The organism is Haloarcula sp. R1-2 (assembly GCF_011627385.1).
In the GTDB taxonomy this organism is placed as follows: Archaea; Halobacteriota; Halobacteria; order Halobacteriales; family Haloarculaceae; genus Haloarcula; species Haloarcula marismortui.
On record NZ_JAANTG010000002.1, the window covers coordinates 268,741 to 292,634 of the forward strand.

23 protein-coding genes are annotated in these 23,894 nt (G+C 65.0%); 13 read left to right on the plus strand and 10 right to left on the minus strand.

Annotated features, from left to right (window positions below; genetic code table 11):
• Positions 1–53: 53 nt before the first annotated feature.
• The 4 genes from G9C82_RS09450 to leuS all read left to right on the plus strand — a co-directional run bounded on the left by G9C82_RS09450 (position 54) and on the right by leuS (position 7,112).
• Positions 54–1,610: an ABC transporter ATP-binding protein gene (locus G9C82_RS09450; RefSeq protein ID WP_127013960.1), complete on the plus strand. Its 1,557-nt coding sequence runs from the start codon at positions 54–56 to the stop codon at positions 1,608–1,610.
• Positions 1,607–2,887, plus strand: coding sequence for an ABC transporter permease (locus G9C82_RS09455; protein ID WP_127013961.1), 1,281 nt, complete (start codon positions 1,607–1,609; stop codon positions 2,885–2,887). Before G9C82_RS09450 ends, G9C82_RS09455 begins: the two co-directional genes overlap by 4 nt.
• A 10-nt stretch (positions 2,888–2,897) precedes the next feature.
• On the plus strand, positions 2,898–3,944 hold the full coding sequence (locus tag G9C82_RS09460; RefSeq protein WP_004959804.1) for an ABC transporter permease: 1,047 nt from the start codon (positions 2,898–2,900) through the stop codon (positions 3,942–3,944).
• Positions 3,945–4,433: 489 nt separating this feature from the next.
• The gene (gene leuS, locus G9C82_RS09465; RefSeq protein ID WP_127013962.1) at positions 4,434–7,112 is read left to right on the plus strand and encodes a leucine--tRNA ligase; all 2,679 of its coding nucleotides are present in this window, start codon (positions 4,434–4,436) and stop codon (positions 7,110–7,112) included.
• Here the strand turns inward: leuS and G9C82_RS09470 are convergent, their stop codons facing one another.
• Positions 7,113–7,562 carry a DUF123 domain-containing protein gene (locus tag G9C82_RS09470; RefSeq protein WP_127013963.1) on the minus strand — a complete coding sequence of 150 codons (450 nt, stop codon included), beginning with the start codon at positions 7,560–7,562 and terminating at the stop codon, positions 7,113–7,115. It abuts the gene before it with no gap.
• 6 nt (positions 7,563–7,568) lie between these two features.
• Complete coding sequence (locus G9C82_RS09475) at positions 7,569–7,859, minus strand: hypothetical protein (protein WP_127013964.1); 291 nt, start codon at positions 7,857–7,859, stop codon at positions 7,569–7,571.
• A gap of 90 nt (positions 7,860–7,949) precedes the next feature.
• Between G9C82_RS09475 and G9C82_RS09480 the strand changes: the two genes are divergently transcribed.
• The 5 genes from G9C82_RS09480 (at position 7,950) to G9C82_RS09500 (ending at position 11,095) form a co-directional block, all read left to right on the plus strand.
• Entirely contained in the window at positions 7,950–8,582 is a 633-nt protein-coding gene (locus G9C82_RS09480; RefSeq protein ID WP_049919138.1) for a rhomboid family intramembrane serine protease, read from the plus strand.
• A 98-nt stretch (positions 8,583–8,680) separates the two neighbouring features.
• Positions 8,681–10,132 (plus strand): lamin tail domain-containing protein, encoded by a 1,452-nt coding sequence (locus tag G9C82_RS09485; RefSeq protein ID WP_127013965.1) that lies wholly within the window; start codon positions 8,681–8,683, stop codon positions 10,130–10,132.
• Positions 10,132–10,416, plus strand: coding sequence for a DUF3006 domain-containing protein (locus tag G9C82_RS09490; RefSeq protein WP_004959787.1), 285 nt, complete (start codon positions 10,132–10,134; stop codon positions 10,414–10,416). Before G9C82_RS09485 ends, G9C82_RS09490 begins: the two co-directional genes overlap by 1 nt.
• 60 nt (positions 10,417–10,476) lie before the next feature.
• On the plus strand, positions 10,477–10,644 hold the full coding sequence (locus tag G9C82_RS09495; protein WP_004959785.1) for a hypothetical protein: 168 nt from the start codon (positions 10,477–10,479) through the stop codon (positions 10,642–10,644).
• A 145-nt stretch (positions 10,645–10,789) separates the two neighbouring features.
• The gene (locus G9C82_RS09500) at positions 10,790–11,095 is read left to right on the plus strand and encodes a hypothetical protein (RefSeq protein ID WP_007189535.1); all 306 of its coding nucleotides are present in this window, start codon (positions 10,790–10,792) and stop codon (positions 11,093–11,095) included.
• 95 nt (positions 11,096–11,190) lie between these two features.
• Here the strand turns inward: G9C82_RS09500 and G9C82_RS09505 are convergent, their stop codons facing one another.
• Both G9C82_RS09505 and G9C82_RS09510 read right to left on the minus strand, forming a co-directional pair.
• Positions 11,191–11,928: a ribonuclease H-like domain-containing protein gene (locus G9C82_RS09505; protein WP_007189534.1), complete on the minus strand. Its 738-nt coding sequence runs from the start codon at positions 11,926–11,928 to the stop codon at positions 11,191–11,193.
• An 85-nt stretch (positions 11,929–12,013) separates the two neighbouring features.
• Positions 12,014–12,178, minus strand: a complete 165-nt coding sequence (locus G9C82_RS09510) for a hypothetical protein (RefSeq protein WP_161618944.1) — start codon at positions 12,176–12,178, stop codon at positions 12,014–12,016.
• Positions 12,179–12,325: 147 nt separating this feature from the next.
• Between G9C82_RS09510 and G9C82_RS09515 the strand changes: the two genes are divergently transcribed.
• Positions 12,326–12,700 (plus strand): universal stress protein, encoded by a 375-nt coding sequence (locus tag G9C82_RS09515; protein ID WP_127013966.1) that lies wholly within the window; start codon positions 12,326–12,328, stop codon positions 12,698–12,700.
• Here G9C82_RS09515 and G9C82_RS09520 read toward each other — a convergent pair.
• From G9C82_RS09520 to G9C82_RS09530, 3 genes are read right to left on the minus strand one after another with little or no spacing between them, the layout of a single operon-like run.
• Positions 12,697–13,425 (minus strand): ParA family protein, encoded by a 729-nt coding sequence (locus G9C82_RS09520; protein ID WP_004959778.1) that lies wholly within the window; start codon positions 13,423–13,425, stop codon positions 12,697–12,699. The two genes, G9C82_RS09515 and G9C82_RS09520, sit on opposite strands and share 4 nt — an antisense overlap.
• Before the next feature lie 42 nt (positions 13,426–13,467).
• Entirely contained in the window at positions 13,468–13,896 is a 429-nt protein-coding gene (locus G9C82_RS09525; RefSeq protein WP_004959776.1) for an HIT family protein, read from the minus strand.
• A 34-nt stretch (positions 13,897–13,930) separates the two neighbouring features.
• Positions 13,931–14,554 (minus strand): uracil-DNA glycosylase family protein, encoded by a 624-nt coding sequence (locus G9C82_RS09530; RefSeq protein WP_127013967.1) that lies wholly within the window; start codon positions 14,552–14,554, stop codon positions 13,931–13,933.
• Positions 14,555–14,654: 100 nt separating this feature from the next.
• Between G9C82_RS09530 and G9C82_RS09535 the strand changes: the two genes are divergently transcribed.
• Both G9C82_RS09535 and ileS read left to right on the plus strand, forming a co-directional pair.
• Positions 14,655–14,846, plus strand: a complete 192-nt coding sequence (locus G9C82_RS09535; protein WP_049944667.1) for a hypothetical protein — start codon at positions 14,655–14,657, stop codon at positions 14,844–14,846.
• Between the two features lie 52 nt (positions 14,847–14,898).
• On the plus strand, positions 14,899–18,123 hold the full coding sequence (gene ileS, locus G9C82_RS09540) for an isoleucine--tRNA ligase (RefSeq protein ID WP_127013968.1): 3,225 nt from the start codon (positions 14,899–14,901) through the stop codon (positions 18,121–18,123).
• A 283-nt stretch (positions 18,124–18,406) separates the two neighbouring features.
• Here ileS and G9C82_RS09545 read toward each other — a convergent pair whose 3' ends face one another.
• From G9C82_RS09545 to G9C82_RS09555, 3 genes are all read right to left on the minus strand, one after another.
• The gene (locus G9C82_RS09545) at positions 18,407–19,261 is read right to left on the minus strand and encodes a ribose-phosphate diphosphokinase (RefSeq protein ID WP_007189529.1); all 855 of its coding nucleotides are present in this window, start codon (positions 19,259–19,261) and stop codon (positions 18,407–18,409) included.
• Positions 19,262–19,370: 109 nt separating this feature from the next.
• Positions 19,371–20,174, minus strand: a complete 804-nt coding sequence (locus tag G9C82_RS09550) for a hypothetical protein (protein ID WP_007189528.1) — start codon at positions 20,172–20,174, stop codon at positions 19,371–19,373.
• 1 nt (position 20,175) lies between these two features.
• The gene (locus G9C82_RS09555) at positions 20,176–21,513 is read right to left on the minus strand and encodes a glutamate-1-semialdehyde 2,1-aminomutase (protein ID WP_127013969.1); all 1,338 of its coding nucleotides are present in this window, start codon (positions 21,511–21,513) and stop codon (positions 20,176–20,178) included.
• A 177-nt stretch (positions 21,514–21,690) separates the two neighbouring features.
• Between G9C82_RS09555 and nasA the strand changes: the two genes are divergently transcribed.
• Positions 21,691–23,796 carry an assimilatory nitrate reductase NasA gene (gene nasA, locus G9C82_RS09560; RefSeq protein ID WP_127013970.1) on the plus strand — a complete coding sequence of 702 codons (2,106 nt, stop codon included), beginning with the start codon at positions 21,691–21,693 and terminating at the stop codon, positions 23,794–23,796.
• Positions 23,797–23,894 lie beyond the last annotated feature (98 nt).

A 23,894-nucleotide genomic window follows, 5' to 3' on the forward strand; every position in this document is an offset into this window, starting at 1 on the left:
CCAGACATGTGGAACCGTGAAGTTAAAACAACGGGACGGTAACGGCTCAGAGTATGGAACAGGCCGTCCACCTCGATGGAATTACAAAGCGGTTTCCGGGGGTAGTCGCGAATGACGATGTCGATCTGGCGGTCGAGAAGGGGACGGTTCACGCACTGCTCGGCGAGAACGGTGCGGGCAAAACCACCCTGATGAACGTCCTCTACGGGCTCTACCAGCCCACCGAGGGGACGGTCAACGTGCACGGCGAGACACAGCAGTTCGACTCGCCGCGCGACGCCATCGACGAAGGTGTCGGCATGATCCACCAGCACTTCATGCTGGTCGATCCGATGACCGTCACCGAGAACATCACGCTTGGGAACGAGCCCCGCAAGTGGCTTGGACTCACAGTTGACAGCGAACAGTCCCGAAAACAGGTCCGTGAACTGTCTGAGCGGTACGGGTTCGACGTGGACCCCGACGCCAGAATCGAAGATGTCGGTGTCGGCGTCCAGCAGCGCGTCGAGATTCTCAAAGCGCTCTACCGCGGCGCGGATGTTCTGATTCTGGACGAACCGACGGCAGTGCTCACACCACAGGAAGTTGAAGACCTCTTTCGCGTGCTCGAGGAGCTGACTGACCAGGGGAAGACGATTATCTTCATCACGCACAAGCTCGGCGAGGCGATGGAGGCTGCTGACGAAATCACTGTTCTGCGAGAGGGGAAAAACGTCGGGACAGTGCCGGCCGACGACATCACTCGGGAAGAACTGGCCGAGATGATGGTCGGTCGGGAGGTACTGCTGGACCTTGACCGGGACCCAGCCGAGCCAGGCCGGTCTATCCTTGAGGTTTCGGACCTCGTCATGGAGGACGACCGGGGCGTCCGCGCGGTCGACGGGATCTCGCTTGACGTCCGGGCCGGTGAGGTGCTCGGTATCGCTGGCGTCGATGGAAACGGCCAGTCGGAACTGGTCGAGGCGATTACCGGGCTCCAGATGCCTGATGAGGGGACAATCATGTACGACGGCGTCGACCGGACCACCGACAGCCGTCGGGAGCGAATCGAGTCCGGGCTGGCCTACATCCCGGAAGACCGACAGGAGCGTGGACTGGTGATGGACTTCGACCTCGTCGAAAACGGCCTGCTTGGGAGCCAGCACGCGGCCGACTACACCTCGAATGGACGCATCGACTGGAACCACACGCGCGACCACGCGGAGGAGATTATCGAAGAATACGACGTTCGGCCACCGGACGCCAACGCCCACGCGAAGTCCCTCTCCGGCGGGAACCAGCAGAAGTTCGTTGTCGGTCGGGAGTTCGCTCGGGACCCGCGTCTCGTCGTTGCCTCCCACCCCACTCGCGGTGTGGATGTGGGGTCGATGGAGTTCATCCACGACCAGATCAACGCGCTCCGAGAAGCGGGCCGAGCCGTGTTGCTCATCTCCTCGAACCTCGATGAGGTCCAGTCCCTTTCGGACCGCCTCGCCGTCGTCTACGAGGGTGAGATCGTCGACATCGTGGATCCAGAGCGCGTGACCGAAGAACAGCTCGGGCTGTTGATGGCCGGGCAGCAACCTGACGCCGTCCCGACCATCGCGGCGAACGGGGAGGGCCACCAATGAGCGATGGTGGCCCGTCGCAGAACGGGGACGACCCGCCGACACCGGACTCGGACGACCGGTGGTCACAGTACCGCCAGCGACTCATCAGGCTGGGCCAGACCTCAGTCGGCGAGCGGATTCTCATCGCTGTCTCGGCGCTATTGCTCTCTCTCGTCGTTGGGACGGTTATTGTCACTGCCGCGGGACTGCTGGCGACGTGTCGGTCGCCGGTCCTCACGTTCGGTTCCACGACGCTGTGTTACGACCCGTTCTACGTGTTCAACCGGCTGTTCCTCGGCGCGCTGGGCGATCCCTTCGCCGGCGGCTGGTCGCCGCTGAACGCACAGTTCGCGGCGACGCTACGCGAGACGACGATACTGGTGTTTACCGGGCTTTCGGTAGCCTTAGCGTTCCGTGCGGGCATCTTCAACATCGGGACACAGGGCCAGCTTATCATCGGTGCACTGGCGGCCGCACTGACGGTGCTGTGGGCCGGCTCGCTGGTCTCCGGAACAATCGCCCTCGTTCTGTTCATCCCGCTCGGGCTGCTCGCCGGCGCAATCGGTGGCGGCCTCTACGGTGCGATACCCGGCGCGCTGAAGGCCTACGCCGACGCGAACGAGGTTATTACCACGATCATGCTCAACTTCGTCGCGGTCCGGGTAACGCTGTATCTCGTCCGGAACCACTTCGCCGACCCGACGAGTCAGGCGACACAGACCCCGACCCTACCCGTTGAGGGACAGTTCCCCTCGATCCTGTTTGACCCGCGGACGGATTTCTCGCTGCTCGCACTCCTGATAGCACTCGCGTTTGTCGGCGGCGTCTACTACCTGCTCGAACACACGGCCTTTGGCTATGACCTGCGGACCGCCGGTATCCAGCCCGCGGCCGCGGAGTACGGTGGCGTCGACTCTGCCCGGACCATCCTGACCTCGCTCACGCTGTCGGGCGCACTGGGCGGCATCGGCGGGGCCGTATTCGTGATGATGACCCTTGGAAAGTTCCAGACTGGGATTCCGAGCTACGGTTTCGACGGGATCACCGTCTCTATCCTCGCCGGCAACAACCCGATCGGGGCCGTCTTCGCCGCGCTGCTCTTTGGCGTCCTCAAGTCCGGCTCGAACGTGGTGGCGTTCGCGACCGACGTGCCGCCACAGCTTGTCGGCGTCCTCCGTGGACTGATCATCCTGTTCGTCGCGATGCCGGAGTTCTTCCGTATCATCGGCCGGCGGCTCGCAGCACGCGAGCCAGACAGTCCGGCCACCACGACCGCGGGAGGTGGTGCTGATGACTAACGACAGTGCTATGGATCGACTCCGCTCGGCTTCGAGTCGGGTCCTCATCGCCGCCGCAGCGTTCCTCACACTGGCTGTACTTGCCGGGTTCGGGCTCTTCGCGCCGGCGTCGACGCCCGGACAGATATTCTGGGTTCTGGCCTCGAAATCGACGCTGTCATCGACACTGCGGCTCTCGGTTCCGATCGTGCTGGCCGCGCTGGGCGGCATCTTCGCCGAGAAGAGTGGGATCATCAATATCGGGCTGGAAGGGCTGCTCATCATCTCCGCCTTCGCAGCCATCTTCGGAGCCGACGCCACCGGTTCGCTGTGGCTCGGGTTCCTCATCGGCATTGTTGCGTCGACGCTCCTCGCGGGCGTGTTCGCCGTTGTCTGCATCGAGTTCCGCGCCGATCAGATTATCGCTGGGCTGGCGGTCTGGCTCATCGCACTCGGACTTGCGCCGTTCGCCTCGCAGGTGTTCTACGGCGGGCCAAACACCAGCAGCGTCGGGACTTTCGACACAATAACCGTTCCGACGCTGGCCGAGATCCCGTTCTTCGGCGCGCTGTTTGACGCCTCGCCCGCGGTCTACATCATGTTCCTCGCCGTGGCGGCGTCGTGGTACGTCCTGAACCGAACCACGTTCGGCCGCTGGGTCCGGGCCGCCGGCGAGAACCCGAAGGCGCTTGACACCGCCGGCGTTGATGTGTCTCGCGTCCGCTACGCCGCCGTGCTCCTCTCCGGTGTCTTCTCCGGCATGGGTGGGGCCGCGTTGGCGATCAACATCGGTCAGTTCACCGGGAACGGCCCGACGATGGTCAACGGCAAGGGATTCATCGCCATCGTCGCGTATCTGTTCGGCAACTACAATCCGGTCGGCGCGCTGCTATCGACCACGCTGTTTGCCGGCCTTGACGCCGTCCAGTTGCGTCTCCAGACGGCCGATGTCATCGCCGTCCCCGATTCGCTGGTCCAGACGATTCCGTTCGTCGCCGTCATCGTCGTGCTCGCTCTGGTGGGCAAGACCCGCCTGCCGGAAGCCGCCGGTGACCACTACGAGTCCGGCGAGGAATGAGCTAGACACAACCTTCTCTGGACTTGTTTCTGCCCGCAGCTGTTGATCGAATGCGAACAGCCAGAAAGCCCCTGCCGTCTCGGCTCCCGCGACTCGCTGTCGTCCGAAAACCGGAGATTTTCGTGATCACGAGAGAGCTTCGCTCTCTCGAACGACGCTCCGGTAGGTGCTTGCGTCGTCGGGGTTCGCCGAGACGGCAGCCCCTTTCAGTCCCACCCGTAGATGGTTGCCCAAACTATGCTGGGTGGGACTGAAAGGGGCGGCTGGCTGAACGACGGCGGACGAAGCAAGGACCGCAACGCAGTGAGGACCGCAGCGAGGCCCCCGAGTTCAGCCAGGGCGAGAGCTTCGCTCTCGCGGGCAATCGGACGCTGCGCGTCCGATGACAGCCGGGGCTTTCTGGCTGTACACAACCACTGTCTCACTACGACTCGCCACCTTTTCTAGCCGAACACTGATGTGCGCGGCAAGCACAGGACGAGATAGCAAATGTCGCGCCGATATGACCACGCTCGGGTTCAGGAGTACTGGCAGCAGGCCTGGGAGCGAGAGGGCGTTTTCGAATGCCCGACCGACGCTACGGACCCGACGTACGTGCTGGGAATGTTTCCCTACACCTCCGGCTCGTTGCATATGGGACACATCAGAAACTACGCCATTACCGACGCCTACGCCCGGTATCGGCGGATGGCCGGTGACGAGGTGCTTCACCCGATGGGGTGGGACGCCTTCGGCCTGCCGGCGGAGAACGCGGCCTACAAACGGGACACTGACCCCGAATCCTGGACCCGAACCTGTATCGACCAGATGAAAGACGACCTCCGGGAGATGGGCTTTGGCTACGACTGGTCCCGGGAAATCACTACCTGCGACCCCGACTACTACCAGTGGAACCAGTGGCTGTTCACCCAGTTCTACGATGAGGGGCTGGTCGACTACGGCGCGGCGACGGTGAACTGGTGTCCGGACTGTGAGACAGTGCTTGCTGACGCGCAGGTCGAAACGCCGCCGGAAGCCGATGAAGGCGAAACGACTGCTGGCACTGGCCACAGCCACACCCACGGTGGCGGTGTCTGCTGGCGCTGTGGAACGGACGTCGAGCAGCGAGACCTCGACCAGTGGTTCTTCGCCATCACCGACTACGCCGAGGAGCTGTATCACGGACTGGACGATCTGGAGGGGTGGCCCGACGGCGTTCGGGACAGCCAGCGCAACTGGATCGGTCGACAAGAAGGTGCTCGCGTCGCCTTCTCAGTCGGTCACGACGACCACGGGACCGTTGAGGCGTTCACGACGCGGCTCGACACGGTATATGGCGCGACATATCTGGCGCTGTCGCCGGGCCACGACCTCGCGCGAGCGCTGGCCGAGACGGACGACGCCGTCGCCGACTACGTGGAATCAGTGGCGAGCACGGATGACGCCGGGATGAGCGGCGTCGAGACGGACCTCACCGCGACCCACCCCTACACCGGCGAGGAACTGCCGGTGTACGTTGCCGCGTACGTGCTTGACGACGTGGGCACGGGTGCGGTGATGGGCGTGCCGGCTCACAACGAACAGGACCACGCCTTCGCCGACGAACACGACCTGCCCGTCGAGCAGGCTGTCGAACCGGTCGACGGCAGCGGAACGGACCTGCCACACGCACCCTACACCGGCGACGGGATGCTCATGGACAGTGGCGAGTACGACGGCCTCGCCAGTTCCGCCGCCCGCGAGCGCCTGCGCGAGCACGAGGCCGCCGAGTCCGCGGTGACCTACCGCCTGCGGGACTGGCTCATCTCGCGGCAGCGCTACTGGGGGACGCCGATCCCCATCGTCCACTGCGACGACTGCGGTCACGTTCCGGTCCCCGAGGAGGACCTCCCGGTGGAACTGCCCGACTACGTCCAGACGACGGGGAACCCACTCGACGCCGCAGAGGAGTGGAAACAGACGAGCTGTCCCGACTGCGGGGCCGACGCGGTGCGGGAGACGGACACGATGGACACGTTTGTCGACTCCTCGTGGTACTTCCTCAGGTATCTCTCGCCGCACTTCGCGGACGCGCCCTTCGACCAGAAAACCGCCGACGAGTGGCTCCCGGTCGACGTGTACGTCGGCGGCGAGGAACACGCAGTGCTGCACCTCCTCTATATACGCTTTTTCACCCGCGCGCTGTCGGACATCGGCCTGCTGGACCGGGAAGAACCGGTCGAGCGACTCATCAATCAGGGGACGGTGCTTCACAGCGGCGAGAAGATGTCCAAATCGAAGGGCAACGACATCGCGCCCCACGAGTACGGGGCCGAGACGACGCGGCTGTTTGTCCTCTCGGCGGCCCACCCCTCGCAGGACTTCGAGTGGACCGTGAAGGACGTCTCCACGGCCTACGACTTCCAGCAGACGCTGTATCGCCTTGTCACGGAATACACCGACCGAACGGAGACACGGACCGAGAGCACCGACCACGACACGTACTTAGAGCGGGAAATCGACCGGACTATCGCGGCCGTTACCGAGGAGTACGACCGCTTTCGCTTCCATCGCGTTATCGGCGAGATACAGCGCTTCGCCCGCCTACTGGGGCGCTACGCGGGCTACGACCGTCCCTACCAGTTCGCCTACAGCCGCGGCTTGCGTGTGCTCGCTGGCCTAGTTGCCCCGATCGCGCCGTTCCTCGCCGAGGAGATGTGGCAGCTGCTCGACGAGGACGGCCTCGTCGCCGAGAGCCGGTGGCCCGAACCGCTCCGTGACGTGGACGATTACCGCATCGAGCGGCAGGTCGTCCGGCGGACGCTCGACGACGTGCGCGAAATCACGGAGGTCGTCGACATCGACGAACCGAACGAGATCGAACTCGTCGTCGCCGCCGACTGGAAGTACCGCGCCTACGAAATCGCCCGCGAGTCTGACCCCGACGACGCCATCGTCGGCGAAATCATGGCCGACGAGGGTATCAAGCAGCACGGCGACACGGCCGCCGATTTCGCCGACCGGTTGGCCGACCGCGGGGCAGGGCTCGAACCGATTATCAACGGCGAGCGCGAACTCGACACGCTCCAGCAGGCCGCGTGGCTGTTCGAAGACGAGTTCGGCTGTGACGTCGTCGTCCGGCGGGCCGCACCCGACGACGACCTCGCGGCAAAAGCGCGACCGAACAAGCCCGCGATTCACATCTCCTGACTACTCTGTCGCGGCTGTTGTCTCCTCTTGAGCGGCCTCGTGGGCAGCAGTCACCGCGCCGACAAGTTTCTCCTGCTGTTCGTGGTGTATCAGGTGTGAGTGACAGTCACATTCAGAACAGCCGAAGGCGTCGATACGGTCGAACCCCGCCGCTGTCGGTCCGTCGACCCGCTTGGCGACGGCGCATTCGATATCGGCTTCGGTCGTGACGACCCGGGCGATGGTCGTCGCCGCGTCGCCGAGCAGATAGTCGATGTGCCAGTGCCGGGTGTCGTTGTCGCCTTCGGCGACGGCGCGGTGGCGGTCGATGCGCCCGAAGCCGCCGCTGCCCAGCGCACTCCCGGTGTAGGCGTACCAGCCCGCCGGGAACTCGATTTCGCCCAGCGCGCCGACCTCGATTGGCCTGCTGGTGTCCCGTTCGAGAACCAGCGTGTAGGTTCCGCCAGGCATGTCCCCTCAGGTCCCGATATCGGGGTCAGCGGCGAGTTCGCCGAACCCGTCGATACGGAACGGCCGGGAGTCGGTGCAGTCCTCATTTTCAGCGGCGAGTTCGCCGATGACCCAGTTGAACTGGCGGTCGAACCCGTCGTAAGGCGCGTCCGCGAGCAGGTCGGTGACGCGGTCGCTCGTCAGATCCTCGTCGTACTCCTCGGCGAAGTCGGCGATGTTCTCGGCGGCCGTCTGTGCGATTTCGTCATCGGTCTCGTCTGCGAACGCCGTGGTGAGGGCGTCGGTCAGTTCGGACATACGCGACATAACGCGACGATGCCACCTATGCGTTCTGAAACGGAGGGCTGTCCGAGCGTTTCTTGTGTTGAGAGCGACAATATCGGCACAATGAAGCCGTTGCGACAAAGCCCAACCGTGGTCACGCTGGCGGTCATCGGTGCTGTGTTCCTCGCACAGCAGGCCGTCGGCGTGGTGACCGCCCCGCGGAGCCTGTTCGCCCTCTCGCCCCCGCTGTTCAGTCGTCCCTGGACACTCGTCACCAGCGTGTACGCACATGCTGGCCTGTCGCATCTCATCGCAAACGCCGTCGGAGTGGCGCTCGCCGGTGTCGTCCTCGAACGCCGGACGTCGCCGCTCCGATTCCACGCCTTCTTCCTCTCGACCGGCGCACTCGCCGGCGTCTCGCAGGTCTCGATTGCCAGCCTTGTCGGCCCGCTCGTTCCTGGGATGGTCAGCCACGTCTCCGTCCTCGGGGCCAGCGGCGCGGTGTTTGCGCTCTTTGGCTATCTGCTCGCCGCAAACCGCCTGACTGACACTGTCATCGGTGGGTTCGAACTCGCGCCGCGCGTCCAGTTGGCGCTGGCCGGCGGCGTCGCCGCGGCGATCACGCTCGCGACCGCGAACCCCGGCGTCGCGCTCATCGCACACTTCACCGGCCTTTTGTTGGGGTTCCTCGCCGGGCGCGTCCACCTGCTGCGACCGACGGACTCGCCACAGACGCCCGAGACCGCGAACTACTGACCGGCGTGCCGTCGTTCTGAGCTAGCGACGATATGCCCTGTCCCGTGGCACGTAGTTGGTAAGTGGTACCAAATAACTCGGCCACGTAGACAGACGGAATGGTACGGAGTCCCCGTGTCGAGTCCTTGGCAGTCGCGGCGCTACTGGTGCTTGCCGGCTGTGGCGGGTTCGTGGCAAACGGCGTGGACGGCGGTGCGGACCTGTCAACCGCCACGGAGACGGCGACCCCGCCGACTGCAACGCCGGACGCCGGTTCCCCGGCCGCGGCGAACGGGACGCTAGAGGTCCACTTCATCAACGTCGGCCAGTCGGTGGCGACCCTGCTGGTCAGCCCAGACAACGAGACGATGCTCATCGACTCCGGGGACTTCACCGACGACGGCGAGTACGTCCTCCAGTACCTCGACCGGCAGGGCATCGACCGCATAGACCACTTCGTCGTCTCGCACAACGACGCCGACCACATCGGCGGCAATGCGGCCGTTATCAGGCGCTACGAGACCGAGAAAAACGGCGTCGGTGCGGTGTACGACCCCGGTATCGCCGCGAGCACGCAGACCTACGAGCGGTACCTCGACGCCGTCGAAGTCCACAACCTAACGCTGTACGAGACGCGCGAGGGCGACCGGATTCCGTTTTCCGGCGTCGAGACGACCGTGCTCGGCCCGCCGGAGCCGTATCTGGAAAACGCGGCGCGAAACGAGAACAGCATCGTCCTCCGAATCGAGCACGGCGAGACGAGCTTTCTCTTTACCGGCGATGCGGAGGACGACCAGGAGGCGTATCTCGTCGATACCTACGGAGCGGCGCTCAGGGCCACCGTACTAAAAGCCGGCCACCACGGCAGCGCGTCAAGCACGAGCGGGCCGCTACTCGACGCCGTCGACCCCCGGACCGTGGTGGTCTCAAGCGCCTACGATTCGCAGTACGGCCATCCGAACAACGAGACGCTCCAGCGCCTTGCGGCGCGTTCGGTTCCGGCATACTGGACCGCAACCCACGGGGACACCGTCTTGACTAGCAACGGGACCGCTGTGACCGTCAGCACGCAGCGGGCAGCGCCGACCGACCCGCTGTCACTCCGCACCGGGGACCCGATTGCGCCGGGTGCGACCGAACCGGTTACCCCGAGAGCGACCTACCTGCCCCGCTCGTCCCCGCGGACTGATACACCGGGCCCAACCGCAACTGACGGTGGAACGCCCGCCGAGAACACAAGTGGCGACCTGATTATCGACCGGGTGCGCGCCGATGCGGCGGGCGACGACCGCGACAATCTCAACGACGAGTACGTCGTGTTTCGGAACGCGGGCGCGGAGCCGCTGGAAATGGGCGGCTGGACGGTCAGCGATGACGCCGACCACAGCTACACCGTCCCCGACGGATTCATTCTCGGCCCGGACGAAACCGTGACGCTGCACACCGGCAGCGGCACCGACACGGACACCGACCTTTACTGGGGGTCGGGGCGTCCGATATGGAACAACGGCGGCGACACAGTCACTGTGACCGACGCCGACAACGAGAACATACTGAAACGGAGCTACTAATGCTACCTGACGGAACCTACACCGCCGTCGTCGACCGGATCGAAGACGGGATCGCCACGCTGGAAGTGGACACCGAGGCCGGACTGTCTGCCCTCGACATTGCGGCGACCGAACTGCCGACCGAGGCGCGGACGGCCGACGTGGTTCTGGAAATCACTGTTGCAGACGCGGCGCTTGTGGATGTAATCCATGAGCCCGACGAAACCGATAACCGGGCGAGCGAGACACAGCGTCGGTTCGACCGATTATCCGAGCGGCCGCCACAGGACAGCGACGACACGTAAAACTGCCGCACACTCCGTAGGAGCCTGATAACAATATGTATTGAGTGCGTAGCTCGATGCATGTGGGACAGTGACACAGAAACGGTTGACCCACCGCTCGGGCAGTGTCCAGCCTGTGACGTGACGATTCCCGCAGCGAATCTCGTCATCGCGTACGACAGGGCCGGCGACTGGCCGCGGATGCTCGCCGCGTGCCCGGATTGTGGGGACGCCGTGAATCCAGTGTAATTCCTGTCACAAAATGACAGTACCTGTGGACGTGAATACACATAGACGCGCTGGCGCGGTCGTCTATCTGTGTAGTGACCATCGATTAGGTGCGGTATACTGTTGATTCGATTAATGATACCGAGGCCAGACAGGGGGAGTGAGGGTGGGGTCATCAAGCGGTGATAGCCCTCCGCTCCCGCACCGGAGCGACGCCGACAGACTGCGACTGACAGACCTCGGTCAATACCTCGATACGCTCGTGTTTGCGGCTCGCGGGGTCTGGACCGTGACACTCGTCGGTGTCCGACCGTTTGCGTTCTGGGGTGCGGTATTGCTGCCGCTGCTGTATCTCCCGTCGCTCTACGGCATCGGTACGGGGCAGAATACGGCGCTGTTCCTCGACCTCGTTGTCTGGCACGTGGCTTCTATCGTCCTCGGCCACGGCCACACGCCGTTTTGGAGTCGATAGCTCGGTAATACTCCCGCTAACACTCCACGGCTGCCAGCCACCGCCTCCGCTCCACCTGAAACAATGGGGTGTGGTGACGATTCTCGTCCCTGGAATCAGCCAACAAAAATCTGCTCATCAAGCCGCTCGGTGGCGGTTTCGGCCAGCGTCTTGAGATTCACCGTATCCTCACGGTTGTATGACACCAGTGTTTCGAGTGCCCCGTCGCGGCCCTGCTCGTGTTCCCGCCAGAGTCGCACCGCGTCTTGGCCCGAGATGTCCGGCCGGTCCCGCTCGATGCCGATGTCCTGCTCGACCTGTTTGAGTCCGCCGGAGAGTCCAATTTTCTTGCAGGTGTACATCAGGTCTAGATGCGGGCGGTCAAGGTCGACATCGAAGTTCGCTTCGAGGAAGGGCACGTCGAAGCGCTTGCCGTTGAACGTCACCAGTAAGTCCGCACCGTCGAACGCGGCCCGGAGGTTCCCGGCCGTCAGGTCGTCACCGGCGATGAGCGTCTGTGTGTCCCCGTCCTGATGGAGGCTCACCGTCGTCACCTGGTTGCGGTCCTGGTCGAGTCCGGTCGTCTCGATGTCGAAGAAGCAGGCCCGTTCACGGAAGGTCTCGTACAGCCGCCAGCGCTCGCTGCTGGGAAACGCGTGGTCAAAATAGGTAACGTCGGTCTCGGCCACCCGGTCCCGTCCCTCGTCGATGAACTGCTGGATGCGGTCGCCGCGCTGGCCGCCGACGACGGACGGTTCGAACTCGTCCCAGTGGGTGACGCCCTGCTCCCAGATGGACCGCTCGGTCTTCTCCCCGACGCCGTCGGTTCCGATGAAACTGTTCTCGACGCGCACGCTCTCGGGTACAGGTTGGGCTGTATGTAAGCCCGTCGGTGCGACTGGAGTCGTGAAGGGCCTGCAACGCGTTCGACTGGCCGGCCTACGTCCCGCACATCGAGAGGATATCGCGATACACGAACTGGTTTTCCAGCGGGACGACGACGGTACTATCGCAGTTTGCACACGTCGATTGCGGCTGGTCGAACGTCTGCTCGCAAAACGGACAGACGAACACCGACACACCGGTTGGATGGGCGTTGGACATATCTCTCGGTGGGATACCGTGTACGAGTGTTCGTCTGCTATACGTATGCGGTGGCTACGAGCCCCTGACTATGTGTATAACACTCCCCGCTGTGCGCAGCTACTGACGAGCGAAAGCACGAAGCCGAGTGGAACCCATGGACACACAATGACGACGTTTCTGCTCGCCACCAGCTCTGTCCACGTCACCGCGGCCGCCGCTGACTACCTCCAGCACCGCCTCGACCCGGCAGCCGATCACGACATCGTCGTGGTCGCGGTCCACGACCCCGATGCACCGTCGCGCGACGCCGGTGACGCCGTCAACGTCGCCCGCTCGCGGCTCGCAGCCTTCATGCCCGCGACGGAGACGCGAGACGGAGCGCCCGTAACGGAGATACTGGCGGCGGTTGACGAGCACGACCCGGACGAACTCCTCATCGGCCCCCACCGTGGGACCGACGACAGCGACGGCGTCGGGTCGATGGCTCGGGACCTCCTGACCAACGTCGACCGCCCCGTTATCGTCCTCCCATTGCCCTAGCGGGAGAACAGGCCGTCGTCCTCGAAGGTCAGACCGAGGTCGACATCGAGCAGGTCCTCGGCCATCGCGGCGACAGTTGGAGCGACATCCGACTCGGGGTCCGTCGCAAGTGGTCTGGGTGCGCCCGGTCCGATGTGTGGAACGGTGTGTGCCGCGTCTTCGACGGATTCACCGCCATCGCCGTGCACGCGGGTGGCGACAATGGCCGATGCCGGTGCGCCGATGTCACGGAGTCGGCCTCGTTGCCTCGGAAACAGGTCGCTGCCGCGCTGGCTGGCCGGCACCACGAGCGCCCGCCGCTGTGCGGTCGTGGCAGCGGCGACGGCCTGATTCGATGCGATCGGCGGCACATCGAGCAGGACGTGGTCGAACCGGCCGGCTACCTCTTCGATAGCCTGTTCGAGCGCCTGTGCGCTTTCGGCTGACTTCGCTCGCGCGAGGCGCTCAAACGGCGCGTGGGCCGGACAGAGCGCGACCCGCCCGTCGGCGTCGATATCCCACTCGAACAGTGCCTCATCGACTGACGCGTCGCCGACGGCTACCGCGGTCACGTCGGCATCGAGCCGCCCGTCGACGTACGTCGCCAGCCCCTGTGTGCCGAAGGCTGCGTCGACGACAGCGACGGACCGCCCACCCCGGGCCAGTGTCGCCGCTGTCTCGACTGTCAGCCTTGTTGTTCCAGCCCCACCAGTACACCCGACGAACGCAAGCGTCGAAACCCCCATGCGTTGCTGTTGGCGTATCTTTCGGTAAAAAGATGCGGAATTTTACGCTTGCTCAGCGACGATGTCGTTCTCGATGTCGTCCAGTTCGTCGTCAGAAATGTCGGGACGGTCGTTGACCAGCACGTGAATCGGGCGGCCGCCGTCGTCCTCGAACCGCGGGATAATGTGGCCGTGGACGTGGGGGACCTCCTGACCGGCCACCTCACCGTTGTTGAACGCAACCGTGCTGGCGGGGGCGTCGACGGCCGACTCGACGGCGGGGACGAGTTCGTGCAACGTCGACATGACTGCACTCGCCACATCGGCGGGCGTGTCGTTCAGCCGCTCGTGGTGGGCCTTCGGAATGACGAGCGTGTGGCCTGGCGAGAGCGGATTGGCGTCCAGAAACGCCAGCACGGTGTCGTCCTCGTAGACGGTGCGGCCGGGGATGTCGCCGGCAACGATCTGACAGAAGATGCAGTCCTCGCTCATGGTCGTCCCTGCGTCCGGCGGTCACAAGAAGGTTCTAGGTGTCGGCGACACCGGCGACCGCGTCCGTGAGAGCGTCGACATACGTCTCGCGGTCGTAGCCCAGCCGCGAGAGCCAGACTTCCTGATACGACGGGTGGAGCAGCGGAACCACGGGCACGCCCAGCGCCTCGCTTCGGCGGGGGTCGAGCACGCTGTCGAGGAAGCCGTCAAGCGACTCGCCGTCCAGCGCCAGTACTGTCTTCGTCGCGTGTTTCCCGGTCGCCACGACCGCAGTCGGCTCGATCGCCTCGACTTCTTCGACGAGGTAGGGCCGGCAGTTCGCCAGTTCCGCATCGGTCGGGTCGCGGTTCCCCGGCGGGTGGCACTTCACGGCGTTGGTGTAGTAGCAGTCGTCGTGACTGAACCCGGCGTCGGCGAGCAGGTCGCGGACCTTCCGGCCGGAACGCCGTGACGTGTAGGCCATCCCGGTCAGATTGCCGCCCTGCCAGTGCTCGGCCTCGGAGTCGCCCTCGGCTGGGGCCTCGCCGACTACCACGAGGTCGGCGTCCAGCGGACCGTTGCCCCACGAGATGCAGGTCCGGCTCTCGGCGAGTTCAGGGCAACGCCGACAGTCCGCTGTGAGGGTGTTTCGCTCCGCTCCGTCCGGAAACGTTGGCACATCTGTGGTAAGGGCTGTGCGTGGCAAGTCGGTGGCGGTACCGACGTACTGTCTGGGCCACCACAAGACGTTTATCGCCGGTGGCCGCTCCAGCATCTGTATGCCCTCCTACGAGTACCGCACTATCGAGGTTGACAGTGATGTCATGATCGCCGGGCTCGGCGGCGAGGTCACGCCGCCGGTCGAGCAACTGAACGAACTCGGAGCCGAGGGGTGGCATGTCGCCGCTCCGCTCACGGACAAGACCGGCGAGACGGTCAGCTTGCTCCTTCAGCGTGAGCGCGAGCGCTGAACGGCACACATACAACCGATTGTCCTTTATTGGAGGCGGCGAATGTGCCGGTATGGAACGTTTCGCCGCTGTCGATGACCAGTACGACCCCGACGCCGTCGAGGACGGCGTCTTCGAGTACTGGGACGACGTCGACGCCTACGAGCAGACGAAGGCCCACCGGGCCGACGGCGAGGACTACTTCTTCGTTGATGGACCGCCCTACACCTCCGGCGCGGCCCACATGGGCACGACGTGGAACAAGACCCTGAAGGACTGTTACATCCGCTACCTGCGGATGCAGGGCTACGACGTCACCGACCGGCCCGGCTACGACATGCACGGCCTCCCCATCGAGACGAAAGTCGAGGAGCGCCTCGACTTCGAGAACAAGAAAGACATCGAGCGCTTCGGCGAGGAGAACTTCATCGAGGAGTGCAAAGACTTCGCCGAGGAGCAACTCGAAGGCCTCCAGACGGACTTTCAGGACTTCGGCGTCTGGATGGACTGGGACGACCCGTACAAGACGGTCAACCCGGAGTATATGGAGGCCGCCTGGTGGGGCTTCCAGCAGGCTCACGAGCGCGACCTCGTCGAACAGGGCCAGCGCTCCATCAACCAGTGCCCGCGCTGTGAGACCGGCATCGCAAACAACGAGGTCGAGTACCACGACGTGGGCAAGCCGTCGATTTACGTGAAGTTCCCGCTGGCGGAACAGGATGGCAGTCTGGTCATCTGGACGACGACGCCCTGGACAATCGTCGCCAACACCTTCGTCGCCGCCGACGGTGACCTCGAATACGTGGGCGTCGACGCCGAGAAAGACGGCGACACCGAACGCCTCTATCTCGCCGAGGCCTGTGTCGAGGATGTACTGAAGGCCGGCCGGTACGACGACTACGAGGTCGTCGAGGAACTGTCCGGCGAGGAGATGGTCGGCTGGGCGTACGAGCACCCGCTGGCCGAGGAAGTGCCGGACCACGCCCAAGGCGAGGGCTCTGGGCAGGTGTACACCGCCGACTACGTCGAGGCCGACCGCACGGGCCTCGTCCACTCCGCGCCCGGCCACGGTGAGGAGGACTTCGAGCGCGGACAGGAACTCGACCTCGAAATCTTCTGTCCGGTCGGGAGCGACGGCGTTTACACCGACGACGCGGGCAAGTACGCCGGGACGTTCGTCCGCGACGCCAACGACGAGGTCATCGACGACCTCGACGAGAACGGCGTCCTGCTCTCCAGTGAATCTGGCCACACCGTCCGCGAAGGGCAGTGCTGGCGCTGTGACACCGACATCGTCCGTATCGTTACCGACCAGTGGTTCATCACGGTGACCGACATCAAGGACGAACTGCTTGCGAATATCGAGGACAGCGAGTGGTACCCGCAGTGGGCCCGCGATAACCGCTTCCGGGACTTCGTTGAGGACGCGCCGGACTGGAACGTCTCGCGGCAGCGCTACTGGGGCATCCCGATCCCCATCTGGCTCCCTGAAGACTGGTCCGGTGACATGGACGACGCCATCGTCGTCGGCGACCGCGAGGAACTCGCCGAGCGGGTCGACCAGGACATCGACCCCGAAAACGTCGACCTCCACAAGGGCACGGTCGACGACCTCACCATCACCGAGGACAGCACGACCTACACCCGTGTCGGCGACGTGTTCGACGTCTGGCTCGACTCCTCCGTCGCGACGTGGGGGACCGTCAACTACCCCGAGCAGACGGAGGACTTCGATGAACTGTGGCCCGCCGACCTCATCATGGAGGCCCACGACCAGACCCGCGGGTGGTTCTGGTCTCAGCTGGGAATGAGCACCGCCGCGACCGGCGAAATACCGTACAAGCAGGTGCTGATGCACGGCTACGCCAACATGCCCGACGGCCGTGGGATGTCCAAGTCCAAAGGCGTCCTCATCGACCCCCACGAAGTCATCGAGAAGCACGGCCGCGACCCGATGCGGCTGTTCCTGCTATCGGTGACTGCTCAGGGCGAGGACATGAACTTCTCCTGGGAGGAAACCGCCGAGATGCAGCGCCGGCTGAACATCCTCTGGAACGTCGCCCGGTTCCCGCTGCCGTACATGCGGGCCGACGACTTCGACCCCGAGGAAACGACGGTCGAGGACCTCCGCGACGACCTCGAACTCGTCGACGAGTGGGTGCTCTCCCGGCTCCAGAGCGTCACCGAGGCGATGACCGACTCGATGGACGACTTCGAGAACGACAAGGCGGTCGACGAACTGCTCGAATTCGTCGTCGAAGACGTCTCTCGCTTCTACATTCAGGTCGTCCGCGAGCGGATGTGGGAGGAGGAAAACAGCGCCTCGAAGCAGGCGGCCTACGCCACCCTCTATCGCGTGCTCGAATCCGTGGCCGCGCTGTTTGCTCCGTTCACGCCGTTCGTCGCCGAGCAGGTGTACGGCGCACTCACCGGCGACGCCGGCCACCCGACGGTCCACATGTGCGACTGGCCCGAGGTCGACGCTGACCTGCACGACCCGGCGCTCGAACGCGAAATCGAGGTCGTCCGCGAGGTCGAGGAAGCGGGTTCGAACGCTCGCCAGCAGGCCGAGCGCAAACTCCGCTGGCCCGTCACCCGTGTCGTCGTCGACGTGGACAGCGACGACGTGGCCGACGCCGTTCGAGCCCAAGAAGCAATCATCGCCGACCGGCTCAACGCCCGCGCCGTCGAGGTTGTCGGCGCTGACGACGAGTGGGGCGAACTCCAGTACTCCGCCGAGGCCGACATGAGCGAACTCGGCCCGGCCTTCGGCGACGACGCCGGCCGCGTCATGAACGCGCTCAACGAGGCCCGCGTCGCCGAGCAGTCACTCGATACCCTCGAAGGTACAGTACGCGAGGCGCTCGGTGAGGACATCGACCTCACCGAGGAAATGGTCGAATTCCGCCGCGAGACGCCCGAGGGCGTCACCGGAACGGAGTTCGCCGCGCTCGACGGCGGCGGCGTCGTCTATGTCGACACCGCGCTCACCGAGGACATCGAGAGCGAGGGGTACGCCCGCGAGGTCATCCGCCGAATCCAGGAGATGCGCAAAGACCTCGAACTGGACATCGAGGAACGCATCGCCGTGGACCTGACAATCGACGACGAGCGCGTGGATTCGCTGGTCCGCGAGCACGAGGCCCTCATCAAAGAGGAGGTTCGCGCTGACGAGCTAGACGGCGTCGAGGACGGCCATCGGAAGACGTGGGACGTCGAAGGAACTGATATGGAGATTGCGATTGCGCCGTGCGAGGCCGACCAGCGGGAGGCCTCGGAACAGGCGAGCGGCGACTAAGAGGAGCCGCGAGCCGTGGCGGCTGCGGAAGCGTCTGATTAGAACAGCACGCGACCAGCGGGAGCGTGCTGCTTTTTCGCCCACGTTTTTCGAGGAGCGGTTCGCGAGCATCGCGAGCGGACCCGACGATGAAAAAGGTGGATGCGGGATAGCGATTGCGCCGTGCGAGGCCGACCAGCGGGAGGCCTCGGAACAGGCGAGCGGCGACTAAGAGGAGCCGCGAGCCGTGGCGGCTGCCGAAGCGTTGGAGCCCTGCCCTCGTTAGAGGCGAAAGAACGAGTGACTACAACCGGTCTGCGACGACCGGCGCGGCGCTGACTTCGCTGACAGCGCGTTCGAGCGTGTCCGTCCCGTAGACGGCTTCGACGCCGGCACTGTTGAGCTTCGTCAGGGCATTGCTGGCGAGCATCGGGTGGACGCAACTGACGAACACACGCTGGGCGTCGCGGTCGTCAAGGACGCCGACGGACTCGCTCATCGTCGACCCGGTGGCGATGATGTCGTCGACAAGCACCACATCCCGGCCCTCGACCGGTGCGTCGCTGGGGCTGATTTCGATGTCGCCGGTGTTGTAGTCCCGGTCCTTCTCGAAGAAGTCCGTCTCGCCCTCACCGTATGCGTCCCGGACCGTTGTCGCGAGAGCGATTGCGCCTTCGTCGGGCGAGAGAAAGAGCGGGTCCTGCAGGTCCGCAGGCAGTGGGTCGGCGAGAACACTCGCCGCGTCAACGTTGGTAGCTGGCACGTCGAAAAAGTCACAGACGGCCGGCTCGTGTGGATTTACCGTCAGCACGCGGTCGGTTCCCGTTGAAATAGCGCGGGCCATTGCCCGCGAGGAGACCGGCTCGCCGGGCTTGAACGCCTCGTCCTGACGGGCGTAGCCCATGTATGGAATGACGGTGATAACCTCACTTGCACCGCTTTCGCGGGCCGCGTCCTGCAACTGGAGCAACTGGAGGTGTGCGTCGCTGTCGACGGTTGAGGCGACGACGACGGCACGCTCGCCGGAGACTGCTTCTGGGACCTGAACGACGTGTTCTCCGTCGGGGAACCGTTCGTACTCGACCCGTCCCAGCCGCTCGCCGGTCGCCTCGGCGAGGGTCGCCGCGAACGCCTGTGTGTCCGCCCCGGGGATAATCATATCCGGTGGGTGGCTGCCCGGGCTAAACCCTGTTTCGGTTCCGTAAGCGGATGTGGCGCGTGAGACAGGCACGCGACTGATTGGTGCTGCCGGGGTGGGCCGTGTTCGGTCAGGCGACGGCGACGCCGACGACATCGGGGACGCCCAGTGAGCGCTGTCGCCAGCCGCCCTGTCCGTCGGCTGTCGCCTCGGCCGCAGTCGCAACGAGGAAGGTCCCGTTCTCGGTGATAGCGTAGGTGTCGTCGCCGTGGGTCACGTCGACCACGCGCTCGTCGACGGGGAGCGTACACGGCTCCCACGACCCGTCGGTTAGCTCGTACAGCCCGTCCGCCGCGGCAGCGTGCACCTGCTCGCCGTCGCTTGCGACCGCCACGTGCCGGCCAGACCGCACCTCGGTCCACTCGCCGTTCTCGCCTCCGTAGCGGTACAGCCCGCTCTCGGTCGCGGCGTAGTCGCCGGACACGTCGGCCACGTCCACGAGCCCGAGTCGGTCGAGCGACGGAAGCGCGTACACGCCCTCGGCCGCAGCGAGGCGGTCGCCGTCGATGGCGTAGACGGCTTCGACCTCGCCGATACCTTGCCACTCCCCGGTGTACCGAGCGACGCGGCTGTCGCCGGCTGCGAGCAGTCCGTCGCCGTCGTAGCCGACGGCGGTGGCCGGTCCGAATCCGGTCGGGACGAAGCCGTCGTCGGTCAACACGAGCACGTCCTCGTCGGTGGCGACCGCGACTTCGCCGCTCGCCCCGGCCACATCACGGGCATTGCACCGCTCGCTCAGACTGAACCGCCCGATCTGGCCACCGGCCGTCTCGACACGGGTGACGCCCAGTCCTGACGCGACGTACGCGTGGGTCTCCGGGCGCTTCGCCCCGTACATCCGCTTCTCCGAAAGTGCGATGTCGTCGTCGCTCACCTCATATCGCCTCTTTGTACGCTTCGAGCGCATTCTCAATGTCTTCACCTGTGTGGGCATCACAGATGAACTGTGACTCGAACTGGTTCGCCGTGAGGAACACGCCCTGGTCTTTCATCGCGGGCCAGAACAGCCGCTCCCACCGCTCGGTCTCGGCCTGTGTCACGTCGTGGCCGGTCTTCGGACAGTACTCGAAGCGCGGACAGGACTCCTGTTGCTGGCAGCCAGCCTCACATTGCCCCTCGAGCGAATCCGGACCATCACGGGTGAAGATGACCTTGAACATCGAATCCCGGCCGACGACGGTATACTCGGGAGCTTGGTCTTCGAGGATGTCCTGCAAGCCTGCTCGGAGTCGTTCACCGAGGTCGTTGACGTGGCCGTATACGTCGTGTTCAGCCGCATACCGCAACGTCTCCAGGCCGGCCGCCATCGTCACGGGGTGGCCGGAGAAGGTCCCGGACTGGAACACGTCGCCGGCAGGGGTGAACTGCTCGATGATCTCGCTTTTGCCGCCGATTGCCCCGACCGGGAAGCCGCCACCGACGATCTTCCCAAAGGTGGTGATGTCGGGGTCGATGTCGAACGCGCCCTGTGCACACTGGAGACCGCCGACGCGGAAGCCGGTAATGACCTCGTCGAAGATGAGTAGGGAGCCGTGGTCGTCACACAACTGCCGGAGCGTGTCGTGATAGCCCTCGACCGGGTGGACGATGCCGTAGTTCCCGAGGATGGGTTCGGTGAGGACAGCCGCGATGTCGTCGCCGTGCTCCTCGAACACCTCGTGGGCGGCCTCTTTGTCGTTGAACGGGACAGTTAGGGTGTGTTCGGCGAAGCTTTCGGGGATGCCGGGGCTGGACGGGGCCGTGTGGTCGCCTTCGCCCTCGACCAGCGTGGACTCCTGTGCGCCGTGGTAGCCGCTCTGCATCACGACGATTTTGTCCCGCCCCGTGTAGCCACGAGCCAGTCGGACCGCCGAGACGGTCGCCTCGGTCCCGCTGTTGACGAACCGCAGCATCTCGACGCTGGGGACGTGCCGGGTGACGAACTCGGCCAGTTCGACCTCGACTTCGGTGGGTGCGCCGTACATCGGCCCCTCAGCGGCGTGTTGCTGGATGGCCGACTGGACCTGTTCGGGCAGGCTGTGGCCCAACAGGAGCGGGCCATAGCCCATGACGAAGTCGATGTAGCGGTTGCCGTCGGCGTCGATGACGTGCCCGCCGTCCCCCTTCTCGACGAAGAACGGATAGGGCCGCGTCGCTCGCACGGAGGAGTTGACGCCGCCCGACAGCACCGACAGGGCGCGGTCGTACAGCGCTCGTGACTGCTCGTGGTTCATACGCTGCCGTTTGACCGCTGTCAGAAAGAAACTGTTGTTACTTCGCGGTGCCTCCAATCTAGTGGACGGATGTCACACGCTTGCCGTTGAAATAAGTATTTCGTAAAGAGTCACTGTTATACAGTGTGTGTTCATCTATGGAAATACGATAATGGCATCCGAACGTACTGTAATATCATGCCAAACTGGACAAATGGGCGTCGAGACGGCGCGTGGGCGGCTGTGAGCGACTGGGTGCCGACGACGTGTATGCGGTGTGCCGTTGGCTGTGGCCACATGCATCAGGGCGCTGACGAGGGGTATGGTATCGACGCTGTTCGCGGCGACGCCGCGCATCCAGTCAGCCAGGGTCTCGCCTGTGCACGCGGCCTTCGAGAGAGCAAAGACCCCGACGGGGAGTGGCTCACCCGGCCGATGGTCCGCAGTGACGGCGAACTCCGCCAGACCCAGTGGGACGTGGCGCTGGCTCGCGCCGTCGAGGGCCTTCAGGCCGTCCACCAGCAGGACCCCGACGCTGTCGCCGTCCTCGGCAGCGGCCAGCAGACCAACGAGGCCGCTTACGCGCTGGGGAAGGTCGCTCGCGGCGGCTTCGGCACGACGAACTATGACGCCAACACGACGCTGTGTATGGCCAGTGCCGTCACCGCCTACTACCAGTCCTTCGGTAGCGACGCGCCGCCGTGTACCTACGCCGACATCAGCGACGCCGACCGACACGTCGTCTGGGGGGCGAACCCGGCGGTCGCCCACCCCGTGCTGTTCCGCTGGGTTCAGCAGTCCGCTGACGAGGACGGCGTCGAAATCATCGTCGTCGACCCTGTCCGCTCCGAGACTGCAGAGAACGCCGAACATCACGTCGCACCTGACCCGGGGAAGGACCTCGCACTGGCTCGCGCCGTCCTTGCCCGTATCGTCGAAACAGGGCGGGTCGACCGCGAGTTCGTCGATGAAGCGACCGACGGGTTCGAGGACCTGCTTGCGACGCTGCCCGATGCCGACGACGCGGCCGACGAGGCCGGCATCGAGATGGCCGAGGTGGACCTGCTTGCCGACGCGATGGACCAGCAGGCGCTCATCTACTGGGGCATGGGCATCAATCAGCACGTTCAGGGGACCGAGACCGCACGGGCGCTCATCGACCTGACGCTGGCGACGGGGAACCTTCGACCCGGCGGCGGCCCGTTCTCGCTGACCGGCCAGGCCAATTCCATGGGGACCCGCATCTGCTCCTCGAAAGGAACCTGGCCCGGCCAGCGGGCCTTCGAGGACCCGGACCACCGCCGCCTCGTCGCCGACCACTGGGACGTGCCGGTGGACCGCCTCCCCGACGACACCGGTCCCGGCCCGGTCGGGATGCTCGAAGGCGAACCCGAGGCCGTCTGGGCTGTCGCCACCAATCCTGTTGCCGGGATGCCCGAGGCCGAGAGCGTCCGCGAGACACTGGAAGACGCCTTCGTCGTCGTACAGGACGCCTTCCACACCGAAACGACGGAGATTGCCGACGTGGTCTTGCCGGCCGCGACGTGGGGCGAAAGCGACGGCACGACAACGAACATGGAGCGGACCATCTCCCGCGTCCGGTCGGCGACTGACGTGCCAAGCGGTGTCAGATCGGACCTTGACATCATCGCTACCATCGGTTCGCGGCTGTTCCCCGGGCTGTTCGAGTCCACGTCGCCGAACCCGTCGGCTGTGTTCGATGAGTTCACCGCCCTCACCGAGGGGACGGTCGCTGATTGCTCGGGCATCACCTACGAGCGCCTCGACGACAGCCACGCCGTGCGGTGGCCCGCGCCCGACGACGACAGCGCCGGCGGCTACCGCTACTACGACGACGAGTCGTGGTCGTTCCCGACCCCCTCGGGCCGCGCGCAGTTCTCGACCGGCCGTCAGGGGACGCTTCCGGAGCCGACCGACGACGACTACCCGCTGACGCTGACCACCGCCCGTGAGGCCGACGGATACAACACCGGTGTCCGCTCCCGCGGCGGCGAGGCCGGGGCCCTGGTGGCCCGCATCCACCCCGAGACGGTCGCGGAACACAGCGAACTCGTCACCGACGAGACACTGACCGTCGAGACCCGTCGCGGCTCTGCGACAGTCGACATCGACCGCGATGCGGGCGTTCCCCGCGGGATGGTCTGGCTGCCGATTCACCATCCGGCGACGAACCGGCTGACGCTCTCGGACCGTGACCCCCAGTCCGACGAACCGAACTTCAAGCAGTGTGCCGCCCGCCTCGTCGCCGCCGAGGCTGAACTGTCGCCGGCGACGGCTGACTGATACTGTTGGCTGTAGCTGAGACCAGATACTCGCGGTGGCGAAAGTCCCGAAAGCCGTACAGCTGACAGGCGTCCAGCTACCACGCAGCCCAGTTAGTT

Excerpts from the sequence above, each read along its gene's own strand:
- G9C82_RS09510 (WP_161618944.1), bottom strand. The coding sequence starts at position 12,178 with ATGTCCAACGCCCATCCAACCGGTGTGTCGGTGTTCGTCTGTCCGTTT.
- G9C82_RS09525 (WP_004959776.1), bottom strand. The coding sequence starts at position 13,896 with ATGAGCGAGGACTGCATCTTCTGTCAGATCGTTGCCGGCGACATCCCC.
- G9C82_RS09535 (WP_049944667.1), top strand. The coding sequence starts at position 14,655 with ATGCCCTCCTACGAGTACCGCACTATCGAGGTTGACAGTGATGTCATG.
- G9C82_RS09455 (WP_127013961.1), top strand. The coding sequence starts at position 1,607 with ATGAGCGATGGTGGCCCGTCGCAGAACGGGGACGACCCGCCGACACCG.
- ileS (WP_127013968.1), top strand. The coding sequence starts at position 14,899 with ATGGAACGTTTCGCCGCTGTCGATGACCAGTACGACCCCGACGCCGTC.
- nasA (WP_127013970.1), top strand. The coding sequence starts at position 21,691 with ATGCCAAACTGGACAAATGGGCGTCGAGACGGCGCGTGGGCGGCTGTG.
- leuS (WP_127013962.1), top strand. The coding sequence starts at position 4,434 with ATGTCGCGCCGATATGACCACGCTCGGGTTCAGGAGTACTGGCAGCAG.
- G9C82_RS09555 (WP_127013969.1), bottom strand. The coding sequence starts at position 21,513 with ATGAACCACGAGCAGTCACGAGCGCTGTACGACCGCGCCCTGTCGGTG.
- G9C82_RS09450 (WP_127013960.1), top strand. The coding sequence starts at position 54 with ATGGAACAGGCCGTCCACCTCGATGGAATTACAAAGCGGTTTCCGGGG.
- G9C82_RS09520 (WP_004959778.1), bottom strand. The coding sequence starts at position 13,425 with ATGGGGGTTTCGACGCTTGCGTTCGTCGGGTGTACTGGTGGGGCTGGA.
- G9C82_RS09460 (WP_004959804.1), top strand. The coding sequence starts at position 2,898 with ATGGATCGACTCCGCTCGGCTTCGAGTCGGGTCCTCATCGCCGCCGCA.
- G9C82_RS09490 (WP_004959787.1), top strand. The coding sequence starts at position 10,132 with ATGCTACCTGACGGAACCTACACCGCCGTCGTCGACCGGATCGAAGAC.
- G9C82_RS09545 (WP_007189529.1), bottom strand. The coding sequence starts at position 19,261 with ATGATTATCCCCGGGGCGGACACACAGGCGTTCGCGGCGACCCTCGCC.
- G9C82_RS09495 (WP_004959785.1), top strand. The coding sequence starts at position 10,477 with ATGTGGGACAGTGACACAGAAACGGTTGACCCACCGCTCGGGCAGTGT.
- G9C82_RS09480 (WP_049919138.1), top strand. The coding sequence starts at position 7,950 with ATGAAGCCGTTGCGACAAAGCCCAACCGTGGTCACGCTGGCGGTCATC.
- G9C82_RS09470 (WP_127013963.1), bottom strand. The coding sequence starts at position 7,562 with ATGCCTGGCGGAACCTACACGCTGGTTCTCGAACGGGACACCAGCAGG.
- G9C82_RS09515 (WP_127013966.1), top strand. The coding sequence starts at position 12,326 with ATGACGACGTTTCTGCTCGCCACCAGCTCTGTCCACGTCACCGCGGCC.
- G9C82_RS09485 (WP_127013965.1), top strand. The coding sequence starts at position 8,681 with ATGGTACGGAGTCCCCGTGTCGAGTCCTTGGCAGTCGCGGCGCTACTG.
- G9C82_RS09475 (WP_127013964.1), bottom strand. The coding sequence starts at position 7,859 with ATGTCCGAACTGACCGACGCCCTCACCACGGCGTTCGCAGACGAGACC.